The organism is Bradyrhizobium sp. ma5, from assembly GCF_042258955.1.
Taxonomy (GTDB): Bacteria; Pseudomonadota; Alphaproteobacteria; order Rhizobiales; family Xanthobacteraceae; genus Bradyrhizobium.
The window spans coordinates 5,796,998-5,815,307 of the sequence record NZ_CP170156.1 but is presented as its reverse complement, the minus strand read 5'-3'; the positions used below and the strand labels follow the sequence as shown (position 1 = coordinate 5,815,307).

19 protein-coding genes are annotated in these 18,310 nt (G+C 64.3%); 9 read left to right on the top strand and 10 right to left on the bottom strand.

The annotated features are described in order from the left end of the window. Positions 1–7: 7 nt before the first annotated feature. Positions 8–610: a hypothetical protein gene (locus tag ACE103_RS27245; protein ID WP_375775582.1), complete on the bottom strand. Its 603-nt coding sequence runs from the start codon at positions 608–610 to the stop codon at positions 8–10. A gap of 165 nt (positions 611–775) precedes the next feature. On the opposite strand from ACE103_RS27245, the gene ACE103_RS27240 reads away from it, so the two are divergent. Continuing rightward, the gene (locus tag ACE103_RS27240; RefSeq protein WP_375775581.1) at positions 776–1,513 is read left to right on the top strand and encodes an SET domain-containing protein; all 738 of its coding nucleotides are present in this window, start codon (positions 776–778) and stop codon (positions 1,511–1,513) included. A 29-nt stretch (positions 1,514–1,542) separates the two neighbouring features. On the opposite strand, the gene ACE103_RS27235 is transcribed toward ACE103_RS27240, so the two are convergent. Next, a complete protein-coding gene (locus ACE103_RS27235) occupies positions 1,543–1,977 on the bottom strand; it encodes an Rrf2 family transcriptional regulator (protein WP_223970290.1) in 435 nt (144 codons plus the stop codon). Positions 1,978–2,060: 83 nt separating this feature from the next. Here ACE103_RS27235 and ACE103_RS27230 point away from each other — a divergent pair, with 83 nt between their 5' ends. Both ACE103_RS27230 and ACE103_RS27225 read left to right on the top strand, forming a co-directional pair. Beyond that, positions 2,061–2,522 (top strand): group III truncated hemoglobin, encoded by a 462-nt coding sequence (locus ACE103_RS27230; protein WP_375775580.1) that lies wholly within the window; start codon positions 2,061–2,063, stop codon positions 2,520–2,522. Next, positions 2,519–2,677: a hypothetical protein gene (locus ACE103_RS27225; RefSeq protein ID WP_223970292.1), complete on the top strand. Its 159-nt coding sequence runs from the start codon at positions 2,519–2,521 to the stop codon at positions 2,675–2,677. Before ACE103_RS27230 ends, ACE103_RS27225 begins: the two co-directional genes overlap by 4 nt. A 59-nt stretch (positions 2,678–2,736) precedes the next feature. Here ACE103_RS27225 and ACE103_RS27220 read toward each other — a convergent pair whose 3' ends face one another. Next, a complete protein-coding gene (locus ACE103_RS27220; RefSeq protein WP_375775579.1) occupies positions 2,737–3,135 on the bottom strand; it encodes a hypothetical protein in 399 nt (132 codons plus the stop codon). Between the two features lie 26 nt (positions 3,136–3,161). After that, positions 3,162–3,386, bottom strand: coding sequence for a hypothetical protein (locus ACE103_RS27215; RefSeq protein ID WP_375775578.1), 225 nt, complete (start codon positions 3,384–3,386; stop codon positions 3,162–3,164). A 94-nt stretch (positions 3,387–3,480) separates the two neighbouring features. Here ACE103_RS27215 and ACE103_RS27210 point away from each other — a divergent pair, with 94 nt between their 5' ends. The 3 genes from ACE103_RS27210 to ACE103_RS27200 all read left to right on the top strand — a co-directional run bounded on the left by ACE103_RS27210 (position 3,481) and on the right by ACE103_RS27200 (position 5,757). Continuing rightward, positions 3,481–4,305, top strand: a complete 825-nt coding sequence (locus ACE103_RS27210; RefSeq protein WP_375775577.1) for a helix-turn-helix domain-containing protein — start codon at positions 3,481–3,483, stop codon at positions 4,303–4,305. Positions 4,306–4,367: 62 nt separating this feature from the next. Then, positions 4,368–5,033, top strand: a complete 666-nt coding sequence (locus ACE103_RS27205) for a DsbA family oxidoreductase (protein WP_223970295.1) — start codon at positions 4,368–4,370, stop codon at positions 5,031–5,033. A gap of 85 nt (positions 5,034–5,118) precedes the next feature. Then, the gene (locus ACE103_RS27200) at positions 5,119–5,757 is read left to right on the top strand and encodes an NIPSNAP family protein (protein WP_375775576.1); all 639 of its coding nucleotides are present in this window, start codon (positions 5,119–5,121) and stop codon (positions 5,755–5,757) included. Positions 5,758–6,009: 252 nt separating this feature from the next. Here the strand turns inward: ACE103_RS27200 and ACE103_RS27195 are convergent, their stop codons facing one another. The 4 genes from ACE103_RS27195 to ACE103_RS27180 form a co-directional block, all read right to left on the bottom strand. Next, the gene (locus tag ACE103_RS27195; RefSeq protein ID WP_375775575.1) at positions 6,010–6,843 is read right to left on the bottom strand and encodes a transglutaminase domain-containing protein; all 834 of its coding nucleotides are present in this window, start codon (positions 6,841–6,843) and stop codon (positions 6,010–6,012) included. Positions 6,844–6,928: 85 nt separating this feature from the next. Next, the gene (locus tag ACE103_RS27190; protein WP_375775574.1) at positions 6,929–8,113 is read right to left on the bottom strand and encodes a GNAT family N-acetyltransferase; all 1,185 of its coding nucleotides are present in this window, start codon (positions 8,111–8,113) and stop codon (positions 6,929–6,931) included. 193 nt (positions 8,114–8,306) lie between these two features. Then, positions 8,307–9,878 (bottom strand): alpha-L-arabinofuranosidase B, encoded by a 1,572-nt coding sequence (locus tag ACE103_RS27185; protein WP_375775573.1) that lies wholly within the window; start codon positions 9,876–9,878, stop codon positions 8,307–8,309. A gap of 87 nt (positions 9,879–9,965) precedes the next feature. Beyond that, positions 9,966–10,397 (bottom strand): hypothetical protein, encoded by a 432-nt coding sequence (locus ACE103_RS27180; RefSeq protein ID WP_375775572.1) that lies wholly within the window; start codon positions 10,395–10,397, stop codon positions 9,966–9,968. Between the two features lie 181 nt (positions 10,398–10,578). On the opposite strand from ACE103_RS27180, the gene ACE103_RS27175 reads away from it, so the two are divergent. From ACE103_RS27175 to ACE103_RS27165, 3 genes are all read left to right on the top strand, one after another. Next, positions 10,579–10,806: a hypothetical protein gene (locus ACE103_RS27175; RefSeq protein ID WP_375775571.1), complete on the top strand. Its 228-nt coding sequence runs from the start codon at positions 10,579–10,581 to the stop codon at positions 10,804–10,806. Positions 10,807–10,935: 129 nt separating this feature from the next. Then, complete coding sequence (locus ACE103_RS27170) at positions 10,936–12,366, top strand: caspase domain-containing protein (RefSeq protein WP_375775570.1); 1,431 nt, start codon at positions 10,936–10,938, stop codon at positions 12,364–12,366. 72 nt (positions 12,367–12,438) lie between these two features. After that, the gene (locus ACE103_RS27165) at positions 12,439–14,463 is read left to right on the top strand and encodes a pyrroloquinoline quinone-dependent dehydrogenase (protein ID WP_375775569.1); all 2,025 of its coding nucleotides are present in this window, start codon (positions 12,439–12,441) and stop codon (positions 14,461–14,463) included. Positions 14,464–14,731: 268 nt separating this feature from the next. Here ACE103_RS27165 and ACE103_RS27160 read toward each other — a convergent pair whose 3' ends face one another. Then, positions 14,732–16,471 (bottom strand): adenylate/guanylate cyclase domain-containing protein, encoded by a 1,740-nt coding sequence (locus ACE103_RS27160; RefSeq protein ID WP_375775568.1) that lies wholly within the window; start codon positions 16,469–16,471, stop codon positions 14,732–14,734. A 349-nt stretch (positions 16,472–16,820) separates the two neighbouring features. Beyond that, positions 16,821–17,999, bottom strand: coding sequence for a transporter (locus ACE103_RS27155; protein WP_375775567.1), 1,179 nt, complete (start codon positions 17,997–17,999; stop codon positions 16,821–16,823). Positions 18,000–18,310 lie beyond the last annotated feature (311 nt).

Here is an 18,310-nt window from a genome sequence, read left to right as displayed (position 1 = left end):
CGGCGTTCTAGCGTTTCGTCAGCGACGTGGAGCGGCCGCTCTGCCCGATCGTCTTCACTTGGTCCGCGCCGCATTTGAAATCGCGGGCGAAATCGTCGGCGGCCTGCCGCGCCAGCTCATTGGCGTTGGGGTTGGCCGCGACGTCGACATAGGCGACGTGACAGACCTCGCCTGGCGGCAGCCGCGTCACGGCGAGCATCGCCCGTGAGACGGGGCCGCCTTTCTTGTCCTGCTCGCTGCTGTCGGCGATCTGCCAGCGCTGGATGATCGCGAAGGGCTTGCTGCCCGCGGCACGCCATTCGACCGTATCGCCGGTCGAGCTGAACGGGCCGAACCAGGCCTGGGCCGCCGGTTCCCTGGCTGCTGCCGCGCGGTTTCGGCCCACCGAGACCACTTCGCGCAGATCGCCCTCGTTGATCAGCACCACAAGGCCGGATTTCCCCGGGCAGACCCGCGTGCCGCTGCCGTCCTCCGCGTTGGGCTCGCCGATCATCCGGCAGGCCTTCGGCGCGGTCGACGTATAGAAGCTGCTGATCGTTTGGGCGCCAGCCTGACCAGGATTTGCGCTGGCGAGCGCCACAACGATTGTTGCAAAAGCAGGGTATTTCATCGGGGGAAACCTGCGATCCGGACGTTACTTTGTGTCTGACATATGCAATCTGGGGAAGGTTCAACAGACACGCGGGAAACACCTGACAGGCGCGCGGAATCGTCCTAGAAGGGCGGCTTCGCAATTTCTGTCGTGTGCACCTTGCGTGCCGTAATCTCGATCGTCATGACCACATCATTCTCGCACAAGCCCTATCGCGTCGGCCGTTCCCGTACTGGCCTTGGCCTTTTCGCCACCAAGCCGATCAAGAAGGGGACCAAGATCATCCGCTATTTCGGGCCGCTGCTCGACTCGAAGAAGAAGGATGAGGACGCGATCGAGAACAAGTATCTGTTCGAGCTCACCAACCGCTGGACCATCGACGGCTCGATCCGCGAGAATGTCGCCCGCTACATCAACCACGCCTGCCGGCCGAATGCAGAATCCGACGTCAAGCCGCGCAAGCGCAAGGTGTTCATCCGCGCCATCAAGGACATCGAGCCGGGCGACGAAATCAACTACGACTACGGAACCGACTATTTCAAAGCCTATCTGAAGCCGATCGGCTGCAAGTGCGATGCCTGCGAGAAGAAGCGCAAGAAGAAGCGCGCGGAGGCGAGGGCGGAGCGGCTGCGGCTGAAGGAAAAGGCCGAGCGGAAAGCCAAGCGCGAGGCCGAGAAGCTCGCCGAGGCGCGGGCCAGGCGGAGGAAGGCCGGCGCGAAGAAAGCTGCCAAAGCCAACGGCAAGGTCGGCGACGGCACGACGCTGAATGGCACCGCGCTGAATGGCACCGCGCTGAATGGCAAGGCCCTGAACGGCAAAGCTCTGAACGGCAAGCACCTCAACGGCCACAACCTGATGGCCGCGCCCGGCAAGCGGGCGGCCCCGTCAAAGCGCGGCGCCGCACGCGTGCTGCAGGCCTGAGTTCCGAAACTAATCCTGCTCGGCGATCGTCATGATGCGCGTGCCGGATGGCGCGCGGGACGCGGCAGATAGGCGCATTCGGCGAGCGTGGTTCCGTCGAGTTCGCGCATGAAGGCCTCGCGGGCCGCCGCAAGCCTCGCCTTCAGCCGGCAGCGCGGCAGCAGCACGCAATCGCCGCCATCGTCCCTGAAACATTCGACCAGCGCGCTGCCGCCTTCGAGCGCGCGCACCACCTCGCCGAGCGTGATCGCCTGCGGGGCGCGCGCCAGCGAAAATCCGCCGCCGGCGCCGCGCTGGGTCGCGATGAAGCCGGCCTCGGCCAGGTCGCGCACCACCTTGGCGAGGTGATTGCGGGAAATGCCGAACTCAGCCGCGATCTCGCTGGTCGCAAATGAGCGGTCCGGCTCGCCGGCCAGCCGCATCAGCGCGCGCAGCGCAAAATCCGTGAATGATGTCAGGCGCATGGAAGCCCTTCGAAATCAGCACTTGGCGGATCCGCTATAGCAGTCTAAATAGGTATTTAAAATACCTATTTAGGATGTGAGGCATGACAGGAGCAGAGCGCCGCGAGCAGATCACCGCCGAGATCGTTGCGCGAACCGGGATCACCGAGGCCATGATCGAGCAGTTGGTGCACGCCTTCTACGCCAAGGTCCGCAACGACCCAATGATCGGGCCGGTGTTCGATGCCAGGATCACTAATTGGGAGCCGCATCTGGCGCAGATGGGCGCGTTCTGGTCGTCGGTCGCGCTGATGACCGGGCGCTATCACGGCACGCCGATGGTCAAGCACATGAAGCTGCCGGTCGATGCCGCGCACTTCGACCGCTGGCTCGAACTGTTCGAGGCGACGGCGCATGAGCTGTGCCCGCCGGTCGCGGCGCTTCATTTCATCGAGCGCGCGCGGCGCATCGCGGCGAGTCTTGAGATGGGCGTCGCCAGCGGGCAAGGCGTGATGCTTGGGGTTGGGGAACGTTACAGGCGAAGCGAAGCAGGAGCAGTGCAATGAGGAACAGGGCGAAAGCGATCGCACGTGCAATCGACGGTGCGTGGTTTCAACAGGATCAGGCCGATCCGTTTTCCGGCAGCAGCCTGGTGCCGATGCTGATCATTGGCCTCGCGCTGACCTTCGCGGGCATGATAGTCGCGGTGGTTCTGAGCTGACAGAAGAGAACGGCCGCAGCGTTTGCCGCGACGGCCGCTCGCAACGTTCCGCATTCGCCCTACGCCGCGACCGTCTCGCCGCTGCGGCGCAACCCGACATATTGCAGCTCGGCGAACACGCCGGTGGCGATCGCCTGGGCGAGGATCACGATCGTCCCGAGCAGGTTCGGCGATACTGCGCCCGAGAGTAGCAGCGCGATGCTGGCAAGCGTCCAGGCCGCGTTGCCGGCGACCACGAGGATCACAGGTCCTTTCGGCAGCGAAGTTCGCGCGGCGAGCCAACCGACCAGCGCGGTGTAGGCGATCAGGAACAGCCCGGTCTCGCGCAGCAGCGCTTCTGGCAGGCCGAGCAGCGAGGCCAGGGCTGCGGTGTCGAGCACCATCGCGATGGCGGATACGCCGCTGAAGACCGCATCGGCAAGCAAGGCGCGGCGCAGCAGCTGGGACGAGTGGATCATGGCAGGGTCTCCTCGGGTTGGGGTGGTTAGCGGAACAGGGACTGCAGCTCGCGCCACAGCCGGAACGGGCACAGCGCCTTGCCGACCCTCATCTCGACCGCATAGACCTGCGCGAACACGAACATGCCGGTGTCGTGCACGAGCGGCTGGGGCATGTTCAGCGAGCGCGCGACCAGCCAGGTGGCCAGATGGACCAGCCACGGGATCAGGACGGCGAAGGCGCGGATAAGGGACAGCATCAGCATGGTCATCTCCTGTGCCGTGGAAGATGAGCCGGCCCGCGCGCCAATTCGATTACCTCAGGCGTAATGGAACGGGCGAATTTCGCATGGTAGGTTTTGCACCATGAACGCACATGCATCCCTGGCGCGGGCCGAGCCCGCGAAACCCGTCCTGATCGGCGAGCACCTGCGCGAATGGCGGCAGCGCCGTCATCTCAGCCAGCTCGACCTCGCTGTCGATGCCGAGATCTCGGCGCGGCATTTGAGCTTCGTCGAGACCGGCCGCTCGGCGCCGTCGCGCGACATGGTCCTCAAACTGGCGGAGCGCCTCGACGTGCCCCTACGCGAACGCAACGTGCTGCTGGTCGCCGCGGGGTTCGCACCCGCATTCCCGCAACGCTCGCTGGAGGATCCCGCGCTGAAATCGGCGCGCGAGGCGATCAATTTGGTGTTGAAGGCGCATGAGCCCAATCCGGCGCTGGCCTATGACCGGCACTGGAATCTGGTCTCTGCCAACCGCATGGTGGCGCCGTTGCTCGAGGGCGTGCCGCAGCGGCTGCTCGGCCAGCCCTTCAACATCCTGCGGCTGGCCTTCCACCCGGAGGGCCTCGCGCCGCGCACCGTGAACTTGGCGGAATGGGCCGCGCATCTCCTGGAGCGGCTGCATCGGCAGTGCGAGGCAACGGCTGATCCGGAGCTGCTCAAGCTCTATCAGGACCTGAAGTCCTATCCGATCCCGGCGCGGTCGGCCCCGATCACCCCCGACAACAACGTCGCGTTGCCGTTCAAGCTCCGCCTCAATGGCGAGGTCCTGAGCTTCATCTCGACCACCATGGTGTTCGGCACCCCGGTCGACATTACGTTGCAGGAACTGGCGCTGGAAACCTTCTTTCCGGCCGACGAGCTGACCGCCGAACGGATGCGGCAGATGGCAGCCAGTATGAAATAGCGGCTTGTCTCGGGGCGCTTTCGGCCTACTTTTGCGGTTCCAATTCCGCCGGGAACCCTGCCATGAGCGATCTGAAGCCGCTTCGCCTCGATATCGTCTCCGACGTCGTTTGCCCCTGGTGCTATATCGGCAAGCATCGCATCGAGGATGCGCTCAAGCTGGTGCCCGATGTGCCGGTCGAGGTGCACTGGCGGCCGTTCTTCCTCAACAATTGGGTGCCGCGCGAGGGCATCAGCCGCGACGAATATCTCACCGCCAAGTTCGGCTCGGTCGACGCCTACAAGGGCATCGCCGGCCGCGTGGTCGCGGCCGCCAATGAGGAGGGGCTGACCTACCATCCCGAACTCGTCAAGCGGCAGCCCAACACGATCGACTGCCATCGCCTGATCCACTGGGCCGAGGCCAAGGGCAAGGCGGCCGAGATGAAGCAGCGGCTGATGGAGCTGTATTTCCGCGACGGCGGCGATCTCACCGACACCAACGTGCTGGTGCAGGCGGCAGCCGATGTCGGGCTCGACGCCGCCGACACGCGCAAGCGTCTTGCCACCGACGAGGATGTGGCGCTGGTGTCCGCGCAGGCTCAGGAAGCCTCCGAAAAGGGCATCTCCGGCGTGCCGACCTTCGTGTTCGCGCAGAAATATGCGGTGTCCGGCGCCCAGCCGGCTGAGCAGCTCGCCCGCGCCATCCGCGAGGTCTCGGCCGAGATCAACGCGCAGGCGGCCGAGTAATCCGAAGTCCTTCACGAAAGCCCGGCACATGCCGGGCTTTTTCGTTAGCCCACACGATCCATCGGAAACAACCAGGGAGACAATCATGATCTATGAGCTGCGCACCTACACGGTACGTCCAGGGACCGTCGGCGAGATGGTCAAGGCGGCGAGCACGATCTCGCGCGATATCCGCGCCGACAATTTCGGCAAGCTGGAAGGTTACTGGATCACCGAGATCGGGCCGCTCAATCAGGTCATGCACATGTGGAGCTACGCCGACCTCAACGAGCGGGCCCGGCTGCGCGCCGAGCTTGCGAAGAATCCGCGGTGGACCGGCGAGTACATTCCGGCGATCCGTCCGCTCCTGGTGCGCCAGGAGGTCCGGCTGCTGAATGCGATCATTCCGCCGGTCGCGCCGGCCGCCAAAGGCAACATCTACGAATTCCGCAACTATCGCGCCAAGCCGCTCGGCGGCGTCAAGCAATGGCTCGACCTGATCACCGGCGTGCTGCCGGAGCGCGAGAAATATTCCAAGATCGTCGGCCTCTGGCACACCGATTCCGGGCAGCCCAACGAGGTCTGCCACATCTGGGCCTATCCCGATCTCAACGCCCGCGCCGCGGCGCGCGGTGGTGCGATGATGGATCCGGCCTGGCTGGAATTCCTCGGCAAGGGCACGCAGCTGCTCGAGGAGATGCACTCGACCATCATGCTGCCGGCCCCGCACTCGCCGCTGCAGTAACGCGGAGGATGGTCGGGCCGGGGGTGCACAGCGGCAGAAAGCCTCACCCGATGTTTCCATCGGATGAGGCTTTCCAGGCAAGGGCATGCACTGCCTGAGAAACAGCGCGCCGCAACGCTAGAAGGGCTAGCTGACACCAACCTGACGGCGGGAACTTGTTGTTTCCCGATATGTCTGCATGGCTACGAAAAGGTAAACCATTGGTCACGGTGCAGGAGCTCGGTGTGCCGTTGTGCCGTGCCGCCCGCCGCACTACCGAGACCAGGACGGCACCAAGTTGCGTGATGCCGCTTCGTCCAGCGCGGCGAACCGGTCCGAGCCAGCCTCGAACGCCGTGACCACGTCCGCGAGCCGGTCGAGCTCGGCAAGGGCGTCAACCTTCAAGACCTTGCTGGCCGGCGCAGCGTCGCGCCAGCTATCCCAGGCCGACATTTGCCGGTTCGTGAGCGACAGCAGGTCGCGGTAGACGTTGACGTGAAGAAACCACAGACCGGTGGCCGCGCCGTGACCGAACGCTCCGGCAGCCACCGCGTTGCTCCTCACCATTCGCCAGGCCTGCGATGCCGTCAGAAACGCATCGCGCGGCAGGTTCGCGCCGTCGAACGTGATCTGCAGTTGGTCGATCTGGAGCGCATCGAGCTGCGCGTCGGCCTGCAGCCAGCGCCGGTCGCCCGGTGACCAATATTCGCAGATCCAATGATCATGATAGATGTCGTCGCCGATGTAGGTCGCAAAGCCGCAGCGGACCCGCGCCGGGATTGATCGGCTTCGGAGCATGCTGCACAGCAGGAGCGCGTAGTCGCGACAGGTGCCGAACGTACGGCTGCGTGGCGGGCGTGGCGCGGTGAGCGATCCGGCGAACGACACCTGGATCAGCTTCAACCGATCTGCAACCGGCTGGGTTTGCCGGACCGTCGGGAAATCAGGCGGAATGCCGTACCGCTCCGCCAACGCGACGTGAATGATCAGCCCAGAGATGACTTCGCACAGTCCGGAGACCGTTGCGGGCAAATCGTCATACGCACCGGCCAGCTCGCCGGGGTCGGTCAACGCGTCCTGCCGGACGTAGCATTCCTGGATCGTCACGTTCCAGCCCGATCATGACGTTACCGGCTCGAAGCCGTCATGCGCAGCCTATCGATCCGTGCGGGCTCGCGCAAAGGGGGCCGTGTTATCCGGGCTTGCCGCGCCGGCTGCGGATGAAGTGGACGGCGCCGCGCGCGGCCTCGTAGGCGAGATTGTTCAGGGTCAGCGCCGCATGAACGGCGGTGACCAGCGGATCGCGCCGCCGCAGCGGCAGCAGCACGTCGCCGATCGCGAAGCGGCCGCGCCAGATCGGGTCGATCATGGGGTGGCCGGGCGCCGCGGTGGAATCGGCCGAATTGATCGCGGGATCGGCGCAGAGATGGCGCGTCAGCTCCAGCGTCAATTGTGCGCCCGGCGAATGCTTCGCAAAGCGCTCGTCGATGCCGATCTTGAAGAAGAAGGCGCGGTCCTGGTGGCGCACCACGATGCCGCCTGCGACCGCCGTGCCGCCCGCATGCAGCGTGACGATCTCGCAGCGGCCGGTCTCGGCCAGCGCCGACGTCGCGCGGCGGATGAAGGCTGTGTCGCCGGCATGCTGGCTGAGCGCGGTGCCGCGCTGGCCCTTCCAGCCGCCGGCTTCGAGCGCAAGGAAAGTCTCGAGCGCCGCCGCAACCTCGCGCGGCGTGCGGGCGACGTCGAAGCGCACCGCGCCGTGGTCGGACAGGCGATGGCGCTGCCGGCGCAGCTCCTTCAGCTTCTTGGGCCCGAGCGCGTCGCGCAGCAATTCATCGGCATCGCGCGTCGCATCGAGCTGTGCACGCTGATAGGAGCTCAGCACGCGCGGCCCCAAACCGTCGCGCGCGAGCACCGCGCGGATCGCCGCCATGGCCGGGCCCTCGAGCGACATGGTGCGCAGGATCAGCGCATGTGCGCCCGCATTGCGCGCCTGCTGCAGCATGTTGCCGGCGGCCTGCTCGGCGGCATCGCGGTCGAGCAGCGGTGTGCACAGCGTGCCGTAGGGTTCGGCGCCGACCAGCGCGGGCAGGGGGATCCGGTAGATTCGCCGCAACGGCACGACCGGCAACAGCCCGATCAATTGCCCGGCATCGCCGGTGGCGCTGAGCAGCGATGCGCCGGTGCGGCCGCGCGCGGAGGCATCGACCGCCAATTCCCAGTCGGGCTGGTAGTAGCCATTGGCCTCGATCGCGCGCTCGGCAAGCGCCCGCCATGCGCCGACCGGCACGGCCGACAGCGGCGGCAACGTGCGATCGTCCGTGGCATCCTTGCGCGATGCACGGCGGATCATTGCCTGGTCAGCAATATCGGCCACGTCCCATGTTTCCCCGATCGGCAAGGCTGATCGGCCTTGCGTTCATCGCAGGCAACGCTAGCGGAGAGAGATGGAAAATGCCGTTGAGGCCATCCGGCAATTTGAGCGGTAATGTTAACGGGGCGTTCAGCATATGCCGGTGGTGTTGGTGCGCGCAGTCCGACGCGACCAGCATACCGGCTAGGGACGTACGCTATGGCGACCACGGTGGACCGACGATGAAGCTGACGTCGTCGGTCCAAAGTGCCTTGTTGTCCCAGGGATTGGTGCCGTCCCCGTCACCTGCGACATAGACCTTGCCGTAGTAGTGGCGGATGTACTTCGTTGGATAGTTCAGCGCGTGGAATGAATTTCCCTTTCCGTTCTTGCCCGGCTGCGCGCAGAAGGTTGCGTCGGAGCGATTGAGCGCCGTGCCGTCGAACGGCTGCAGATGCAGCGCAGAGTTCTGATGCCGCAGGAAATCACCCGGATCGCTCTTCGACTCGAAGGAGACGCAGGAGCTGCCGGCGAGGCCGCGCCGGACGATCCATGTCGCGTCGCGCCTGTCCTGCACCGCGCTGCCCGATGTGATCGGTGCGATGACCGCGGCGCCGTTCCGGTTGCGGACATAGTCTCCAGCGCAGCATGCCGTGGTCGCCTGCAACGAGATTTCCGATCCCGGCATCAGCGTTCCGGACAGACCCGTGGGCGTGCCATAGCCCGCGGCGAGGATGTTGGACTGGACCGCGTTGTCGGCGGCGTCGGTTGGAAAACCCGACGTCATCACGCCTTCGAAGAAGGAGCCCGCGGAGGCGTGGCTGTTATCGCCTCCGATGCCGAGGATGATCGCGCCTTCCTGGCGCATCGGCGCATATCCGCTCGGCAGGGCGCCGGAATAGATCGTCCTGAGCCCGCCCGATTGCGCGTCGCCCCACTTCAGCGCAAATCGCGTCTGGCCGTTGTTCTTCAACCAGGCCGAGATGAACGGACGCGGTCCGCCGGCGATTATTGCAGCAGGATTGCAGCTTCGCTTGTCCCAGTGGAAGATTCCGTTCTCCAGGTCCGCGTGCACCCCGGGTCCTGTTTGGCCTCGGCAGTTCGGCCATTCCAGATCGCGACTGACGTTGAGCGCATCCATGTGGCCGGCGCCGGTGTCGGTGCTGCTCGTCTCGGCGTTGCCATAGTCGAAACAGCAGCCCGAATTGAAATGGGTTGCGGAGGAAACCATGTACATTCCCTCCGGCTCGCCCTTGACCGCAACGCCAGTCGTCCTGGTGTTGTGATATCCCATTCCGGGCGAAATCGAGACGCCATAGACCTGATGACCGCCGGCCGTGACCGGTAGCGCGTCGGCCGCGGCGCCAAGGTCGGATCCTCCGGGGCCGGGTCCCTTGTAATGTCCGCCGGCAGCGATGACGAGGTCGTTGTGCTGGGGCGACTGATCGTAGATCTTGGTGATGATGCAATTGGTGTTGGCGCAGAAAGTATCCTGCGTTGCAGCGTTCGCGTAGCCGTCCGCAAGCAGGCCGATGTTCTCGGCGGTGTCGTCCGACGCTCGCTTCACCTGATAGAGCGCGCCGGCATATTTGGCATAGAGCGATCTCACCGTGCTGTGTGCGGCGACGCATGGCGTATGCGCCGCGGCGTAGATGTCGCAGGGCCTCTGCTTGATCGTCTCACTCTGCGCGTCGCGAAGACCGATCAGTCCACCTGCCATCAAACCGACGATCACCGCCAACGCGGCGCGGACTCCCTTGGGCCTCAAGGAGGAGGGCAATACGCTCATGACCGCTATGATCCTCTCGTCGCCGCGACAACGTAGCTGCGGAGATCGCGAGGGCGCATAACAATACGGTGACGGTGATGCGGCCGGCTACGGCTTGGGACTTCGCTGCGCTTCGAGCTGAACGGCGCTGTCGACCGGCTCGTAGGTCTCGGTCACGCAATTGTCGTCAGCCTCCACCTGCCGGCGATCGAAGATCGCGCCGTCATTGATGAAGACGCGATAGGTCTGCGTCCCGAGCGGCTTGCCGATCACCGACGTCAGTTCGGCGCGCACGCAGGCGGTCCAGCCGGTGCCGCGCGGGTCGTGCAGCGGGGCGGAGACCCGCACATGGGCCGGCTGCGAGCCGGCGGTGAACACCGAATCCAGCTTGCCGGCCACCAGTCGCTTGACATCCGGAGGCGTCTCGAGCGGCGCCGGCTCGGTGGCCTTGACCTTCAGCATGTCAGGCCATACCGCGTGGCTGTCCGCCAGCCCGCAGCCGCTCAACATCAAGGCGGCGCCGGCCAGCAGCGCCGCCACTTGTACCTGTCCCTGTCCCATCGAACTAATTTAATGTGCCGCCGCCCACATTGCGCCCCCCTGGTGGGGCTGAATCCGCATCGCGCGACGCTTTGTCGATCAACAAATGTCGAGCGACAAGCTATGTTCGGGGTAGAGGTGTTGCCGGATGTTTCTACGGCTGCGGGGGAGAGAGACTGACATGAAAAGCTTCACGGTTGCTGCCGTCATTCTGGGGCTGATCGCGACACCGACCCTGGCCCAGGGCCGGCGAGGCGGCGGGGGCGACGACAGGAAGACGGAGAAGAAGCCTCAGATCGACGAGAAGGCCTACAAGGCCGCACTCGATCGTATTCCCGAGCCCAAGGAGAAATACGATCCCTGGGGCGTCACCAAGCCGGCCGCCGATCCAGCCAAGAAGCCGAAATAGCCGGGCCGATCTGATCCCTGCGATAATTCAGGCCCGAGAACCGGCGCCGGCGGCCGCAGATTGCCGCACGGCATGAACCTTCACCTGACGGCTTTCGACCCATCTCCGATGCCATTGTCGGAGGCCGTCATGCTTCGTCGTTCGCTCCTCGGCCTGATCGTTCCGGCTGCGATCCTGTTCGGTGCCGTGCCGGCACTGGCGGAAAGCCGTCTGGCGCTGGTGATCGGGCAGTCCGCCTACAAGTCGGTGCCCGCGCTGCCCAATCCGGCCAACGACGCCAGGGCGATGTCACAGATGCTGACCGATGCCGGCTTTGCGGTGACAACGGCATCGGATCTGTCCCAGGATGAGATGCGGGCAAGGATCAGCGACTTCGCCAGCCAGGTGGCGGCGAAGGGCGCCGACACCGTGGCGCTGGTGTTCTATGCCGGGCATGGCCTGCAGATCGATGGCGAGAACTATCTGGTGCCGGTCGATGTCGATCCGAAGCGCGAGGCCGACATCCCGATCCAGGCGGTTCGCCTCAACGACATCCTGAACACGCTGACCTCTGTGCCGAGCCGGATGCGCATCGTGCTGCTCGACGCCTGCCGCAACAATCCGTTCCCGGAGCTCAGCAAGACCGCCGGGCATGGGCTTGCCATCGTCGATGCCAGGATCGGCGCGCCCGGCACCTTCGTCTCGTTCTCGACGTCACCGGGCGCCGAGGCCGAGGACGGCAGCGGCGCCAACAGCCCTTACACGACCGCGCTGCTGGCTTCGGCGAAGGAGCCGGGGATTCCGATCGAGGACACCTTCAAGCGCGTCCGCCTGGCAGTGAACAAGGCGACCGACGGCCGCCAGACGCCGTGGGATTCCTCGTCGCTCACCGACGATTTCCGCTTCATGGCAGGTACGTCAGCGTCGGCCGCGGTCACGCCGGCGCCGGCCGCGACCAAGCGCACCGTCGACGAGTGGAAACGCGAATTGCAGGGCAAGCCGATCGAGGTTGCCAACGAAATGATGGTGGTCGACGGCACCGATGAAGCCTATGAAGCCTTCGCCGCGATCTTCGCCGGCACGCCGCGGGGCCTGCAGGCGCGCGACTGGCTCGACCGGCATCGCCGCATGGTGGCCTGGAACGACGCCATTCTCGCCAATACGGCGGCGGCCTATCGCAGCTTCCTCGTGCTGTACCCCGACAGCGATCTGACGGCGACCGCGCGCAAGATGATCGAACGGTTGCGCTACCGTCCCGATCTGACACCGGCCGCCGCGCTCAGCGTGCCCGCGACGAACGTCGCGCTGGCGGCGCCGACCTGTCCCTGCAACACCGCGCCGCCGCAGCAGGAGCAGAAGGCGGCCGCGCCTGTGAAGAAGCGTGCCGATCCCGATCCGCCGCCGCGCCGCGCCGGCAAGCGCCCGCCGCGCGTCGTGGTCGAGGACGATGTTGTGGTCGTACGTCGGCCGCCTCCGGCCGTGGTCTACGAGCCGGTCGGACCGCCGATCGGAATCGGGATTGGCATCGGCGGCGGCTATCGCGGCAACTATGGCGGCGGTTATCGCAGGGGTGGATACTGACGCGCCAATCGCGTAAAGGCTTTTCCCGCATGAGATGCGGCATCCGATGATCGCATCTCGCGGGAGGATGCAATGCGGTCGCTGTTTCGCCTGCTTGCCGCGCTTGTGCTTTACGTGCAGCCGGCGCTCGCCTGGGAGTATTGGGGCGGCGACAGTGGGGGCACACGCTTCTCGCCGCTGACAGAGATCACAACAGACAATGTCGGCACGCTGGTGCGCGGCTGGGAATTCCGCACCGGCGATCTCGACGCACGTCCGCCCGAGGTCATGAAGCGCACCAAGTTCGAGGTGACCCCGCTGTTCGTCGAGGACAGCCTGATCTTCTGCACGCCGTTCAACGAGGTGATCGCGCTCGATCCCGGCACCGGTACGCAGAAATGGCGTTTCGATCCGAAGATCAGCATGGCACAGCGGCCGGCCAATCGCTTTGTCTGCCGCGGCGTCGCGCACTGGACCGATGATCGTGCCGCTGAAGGTGCGGCCTGCAAGTCGCGCATCTTCACCGGCACCAACGACACGCGCCTGATCGCGCTCGATGCCAGGACCGGCAAACCCTGCGCCGATTTCGGCAACAATGGCGAGATCAAGATCGACGCCGGCATGAAGCTGGAATGGCCCGGCGAGTTTCAGATCACGTCGGCGCCGGTGACCGGACGCGGCGTGGTCGTGGTCGGGTCCGCGATCGGCGACAACCGGCGGGTTGATGCGCCGGTCGGCGCGGTGCACGCCTTCGATGCGCGGACCGGCCAACCGCGCTGGACCTTCGACCCGCTCGTGCATGCCGGCGTCGAGGCCGGCCACAGCAATGTCTGGGCGCCGATGTCGGTCGACGAGGAGCGCGGCCTGGTGTTCCTGCCGACGACATCGCCCAGTCCCGATTTCTGGGGCGGCAAGCGTCCCGGCAATGACGAGCACGCCAATTCCGTCGTCGCGCTGCGCATCGAGAGCGGTGAGCTCGCATGGGCATTCCAGACCGTCCATCACGACGTCTGGGACTACGACCTGCCGGCACAGCCGACGCTGGCGCGGATCGACACCGGCAACGGCATGCGCGACGTCGTGATCCAGCCGACCAAGCAGGGCTTCGTGTTCGTGCTCGATCGCGACACCGGTAAGCCGGTGTGGCCGGTCGAAGAGCGCGCGGTGCCGCAGAACGGCGCCGAGGGCGAGCAACTGTCGCCGACGCAGCCGTTCCCGACCCATGTGCCGCCGCTGCTGACGCAGCGGATGACGGCCGATGATGTCGGCGGCCTCCTGCCGGGCATCGGGAGCGCGGCGTGCGACAAGCTGCTCGCGCAATCCCGCAATGAGGGGCTTTACACGCCGCCGTCGACGCAGGGCACGATCATCTATCCGATGACCGGCGGCGGTGTGAACTGGGGCAGCGCGGCCTTTGATCCCGTCAACCAGATCCTGTTCGCCAATGTCAGTCACGCGGCGCATGTCATCACGCTGATTCCGCGCGATCAGGCCAAGGGCTTCAATCCGCCGCCCGGCCACGATTTCGGCCAGCAGCAGGGCGCGCCATTTGCGATGTCGCGGGCGCTGGCGAGTACGGAGGTGGGGTCGCCGTGCAACAAGCCGCCATGGGGCGAGACGGTGGCGGTCGATCTCAAGGCCGGCAAGATCCTCTGGCATGCGTCGGTCGGCACCAGCGAGGATCTCGCACCGCTCGGCATCGCGCTCAATACCGGCACGCCGCTGCTCAGTGGCGTCGCGATCACCGCGGGCGGACTGGTGTTTACCGGTGCGATGGACGCCTATCTGCGCGCGTTCGATGTCAAGTCGGGCCGGCAGTTGTGGCTCGGCCGGCTTCCGGTGCCGGGCGTCGCCAATCCGATGACCTATCTCTGGAAGGGCGAGCAGTATGTCGTGATCGGCGCCGGCGGCCATTCGGAAGGCGGCACCTCGATCGGCGACAGCGTGGTGGCATTTCGCCTGCCGCGCCAGGGCGAGGGTGTTTCACTTCTCACGCGCCTGATCGATCGTCCCGGCGGACGGTTTGCCGCGAAGGCGCTCGCGGCCTGGCTGGTGCTCATGGCCCTCATTGCGCTGTTGTGGCGCTGGCGGCACAGCCGTCGCTCGCGATCCGCTTAGGTGCTCCCTGCCGCAGGTGCGCGCCGCCAAAATATCGAAAACAACCCCATGCAAAGTAGCCGGCGGCTGCGGGCGTTCGAAAAGCAACTTGACACGTCGGGCAACTCAAGGACATTTTCTAATATTCCGAAATTGTGCGAGCGCCGCCTCGCTGCGTCAAGGCGCGATGAATTCAGGTTCTTCGCCGCCTCTGACTGGTCCGGTATTGTGTGCAGTCCGGACTTCTCATCAACGATCCTCGACCGCCGCATTTGACCCATTGCAGACGTCATCCCTCCGGCACGCCGGACAGGCGCATGCCCTCATACAGACGTTCACGCCCGGCGAGATAGATCGGGTTTTCGCTCGGCACGTTGGCGCGCAACCGCTGGATGGTAAATGTCGGATCAAGCGCAAGTCCGTCCTGGGCCGCCTCGCGTGCTTCGCTCAGCAAGCCCTGCAACGCCAGTGCGGCGGCGAGATGGAAATGGGCCAGAGGGTAATTGTAGTTGTCCTTTAGGCCGTGCCTGAGCCATTCGACCGCTTCCTGATAGGCACAGAGCTGAATCCTGGAAAAACCGACAAATGCCCTCCAGATCCCTGCGAAACTGTCACGAGGAGATAGACGAAGGGCGTCGCTGACATGGGCCTCCGTCTCAGAGCCGCGACCAAGAAGATATTTGGCATTACCCATGTATGCATGTGCATCGGCCGAATTTCGATCGATTTCCAACGCCTGCTGCAAATGGGTAATGCCTTGGGTGGCGCGCTTGGTCGAAACTTGTAGGAGACCCAAAATCTTGTGCGCTAAGGCGTGCCGCGGGGCGATCTTGAGCGCCTTCGTCAAGTTTGCCTCGGCGGCTGCGAGACGCGCTGCCCGATCATCGGTCAAGAAGGCGAGGCCGATTGTAGCGTCAATGTTGGCCAGTCCGACGAGCGCGTCGATGCTGCCGGGGTCGAGCGCCAACGCGCGCTCAAGAAAGCCACGCGAGCGGGCAAGGGTTTCGTTCGTCATCCCTTTGTGCAAACAGGCTATGCCTTGAAAGTACAAGTCCGTCGCATCGGGATGCGTGGAACACTCGGATCGTCGGGCTTCGGCTACGACCAACTCGATGTTCATCGCATTGGCAAGCCTCGAAACGATTTCGTCCTGCATATCGAACAGATCAGCGACGAGCTTGTCGAATCGATCTGCCCAAAGGTGATTTCCGCCTTCGGCGTCGATCAGCTGGACGTTGACCCGAAGCCGGTTACCGCTTCGTTGCATCGAACCTTCGAGCACGTAGCGGACATTCAACTCCTGCCCGATCTGCTTGACGGGCACCACTTTGTTCTTGAAGGTGAACGCGGTGTTGCGGGCGATGACGAGGGCTCCGCTGATGCGCGACAGGTCTGTCGTCAGGCTCTCTGTTACTCCATCGACAAAGTAATCCTGCTCGGGATTGCCGCCGATGTTGGCAAATGGCAGCACTACAATCGACAAATGAGGGGCTACTGGCGGCTTCGGAATTGGGGCGTCATCTCGCGCGCTGGGGTCAAATCCGCCTCGGGCCACCGCATAAGCCCGCACCGGACGCGCGATATTTTTGAGGGTCCGCTCACCCAATTCGATGAATCCGACATCGACTTTGCCTCGAACCTGCTCGTAAGCGGAGAACGAGATGCAGATGCCGCCGGGTTCGGCAATACCTTCGAGCCTAGCGGCAACATTGACGCCCTCGCCGAGAATGTCGTCGCCGTCGATAAGTATGTCGCCGAGGTTGATCCCGATCCTGAACAGCATACGCCGGTCTTGAGGCACACCGTCGTTTCGCTCGTCCATCACCGTCTGAACCGCCACCGCGCAATCAACGGCATCGACGACCGATGGAAATTCAAGCAACAAGCCGTCGCCCGTGGTTTTGACGATGCGACCGCCGTGGTTTGCCACGATCACGTCCGTCACGGCGCGATGTTCACGGAGGATACGGGCCGTGCCGACCTCATCGAGACCCATCAATCGCGAGTAGCCCGCGACGTCGGCCGCCAAGATCGCCGATAACCTACGTCCGATCCGGCCTGGCTGCTCTCGCACCATTGGTTCGCAGTTCCTTTACTGTCCTTTTTAGGACAATCGTACCACCGTGCCAACACGCCTGATGACGATGGTGGGAGGACGTTCATCCGCTTCTGGCCCATAGCTGATGGTCTGAATGACCTTCGAGAAGGTCGGCTCTCCGAAGAGAACCGGTAGTCCTAGGCTCGGTCGCTGCCGGCGGCTTTTGACCCAACTCGGACATGTCCGCACGCCTGCGGAGTGTCTATTCGCTGATTGCGTTGCTACCGCCGCGCCAGATTGATCCTTCAGCACGGAACCGGTGGCAGCGTCACCGGCGCCGCTACTTTGTGAATCTTGGCCTTGTGGATGTCGGCGGCGTTGGCGCCGCGGGCTGAAGGTTGAACGTCAGCCAGACGTTCCAGCCTGCCGGCCGATTTTCATTGGCGAATTCGCCGTAGCCCTTCAGGTTCAGATATCCCTGCATGTCCCCCACCGGGAAAATGTAGCCGACCTGCGGGCCGACGCCGGCCACCCGCGACCGAAAGCAGCCGACGCGATCGCCGGAGCCGCTGTCGCATCCGAGCCCCTGATAGAGGTAACCGACGAGGCCGACCTGCCACTGCTTGGTCAGGAATTGCGACGCGCCCCAGTCGAGGTGCATGTCGACGCCGCTTTGATATTCAGTGGAGGGGTTGACGAAGTTGTAGGTGAACCCCAGCACCGCCGAAAATTCGTGCCCGGTCTTTGGATCGAAATAGGTGTAGCCGCCGCCCGCGTCGATTGCCCAGTGCCCAATCCCCAAATTCGCGAGGCGGGTCGACTGGTAGGCGCCGGCCGGGAGGTCGGCGGTAATGTACGTCATGTAATTGTTGACGCCGGCATTCCAGCGCAGCGCGAACTGCGGGATCAGGTCGCCGAATGCAATGAGCGAGCTGTCGATGCTGTCAAACCGGGAGAAGGGGGACATGGCGCCGCCCGGTCCCGTCAACGTCCCCACAAGCGATCCAGCGAGCGAGGTGGAGTTGGATCCGTAGGCCGCCAACAGGGTGGCAGAGGCCTGACCACCAAGCACCGGTGTCGCAAAAGTATAAGTCCCGGCCAGAAAGCCAAGGTTCACATTCGCATTGACGTTCGCGCTCACGTTGGCTGTCAGATTCGCGGGAAAGCGACCGAGCGTGATTTCGCGCGACCGCGCCACGTCGGCGCCGGCGGAAACAGAGGTGTGATAATAAATCGAGGTCACCGACCAGCCCGGCGCCTGCTGAGGAACAGCCGCGAGGCTGCCAAAAAATCCGGGTACCCAAAAGCTGATGCCATTTTCATCGGCGCGAGCCGCTGGGGTGGAAAGCACCAGCAGAGCGGCAAGCGCCCCAACACTCAAATGCCCCTGCGAAAAAAATCTGCGTCGCAAACCCGGTCCAAGGTACCACATCGCCGATCCCCTGACTCTCGCGATCCCGCCATTGCTCCGGCGGGGTAGAAACTCGGAAAGAGTAAGCTGACGCTGCTGTTGGTCCATGCGAAATCGGAATACTTGCGTTCAGCCGGCCTTTTTATTGATGGGCTGTGTCGATGACACCACAGCTTTGGCAGTTTTTGCATAGTCGTCAGGGGCTCTTGATAAGGAAGACGCGACCTGACTCGATTGACCTAGATCAACATACGAGGATGCCTTGCTGGAGCATCTTATCTCGTCTAGTTCGTAGACGCCTTGTAGTCGCGTTTCAGATACTCGATCGTCTTTTGACTGACCAAGGCGTTAAGCCGTTCCCCGAAGCAATCGGCGAACTAGAAAGCTGCCGAGAGCTTCTTGCTCAGGGCGGCGTCGGG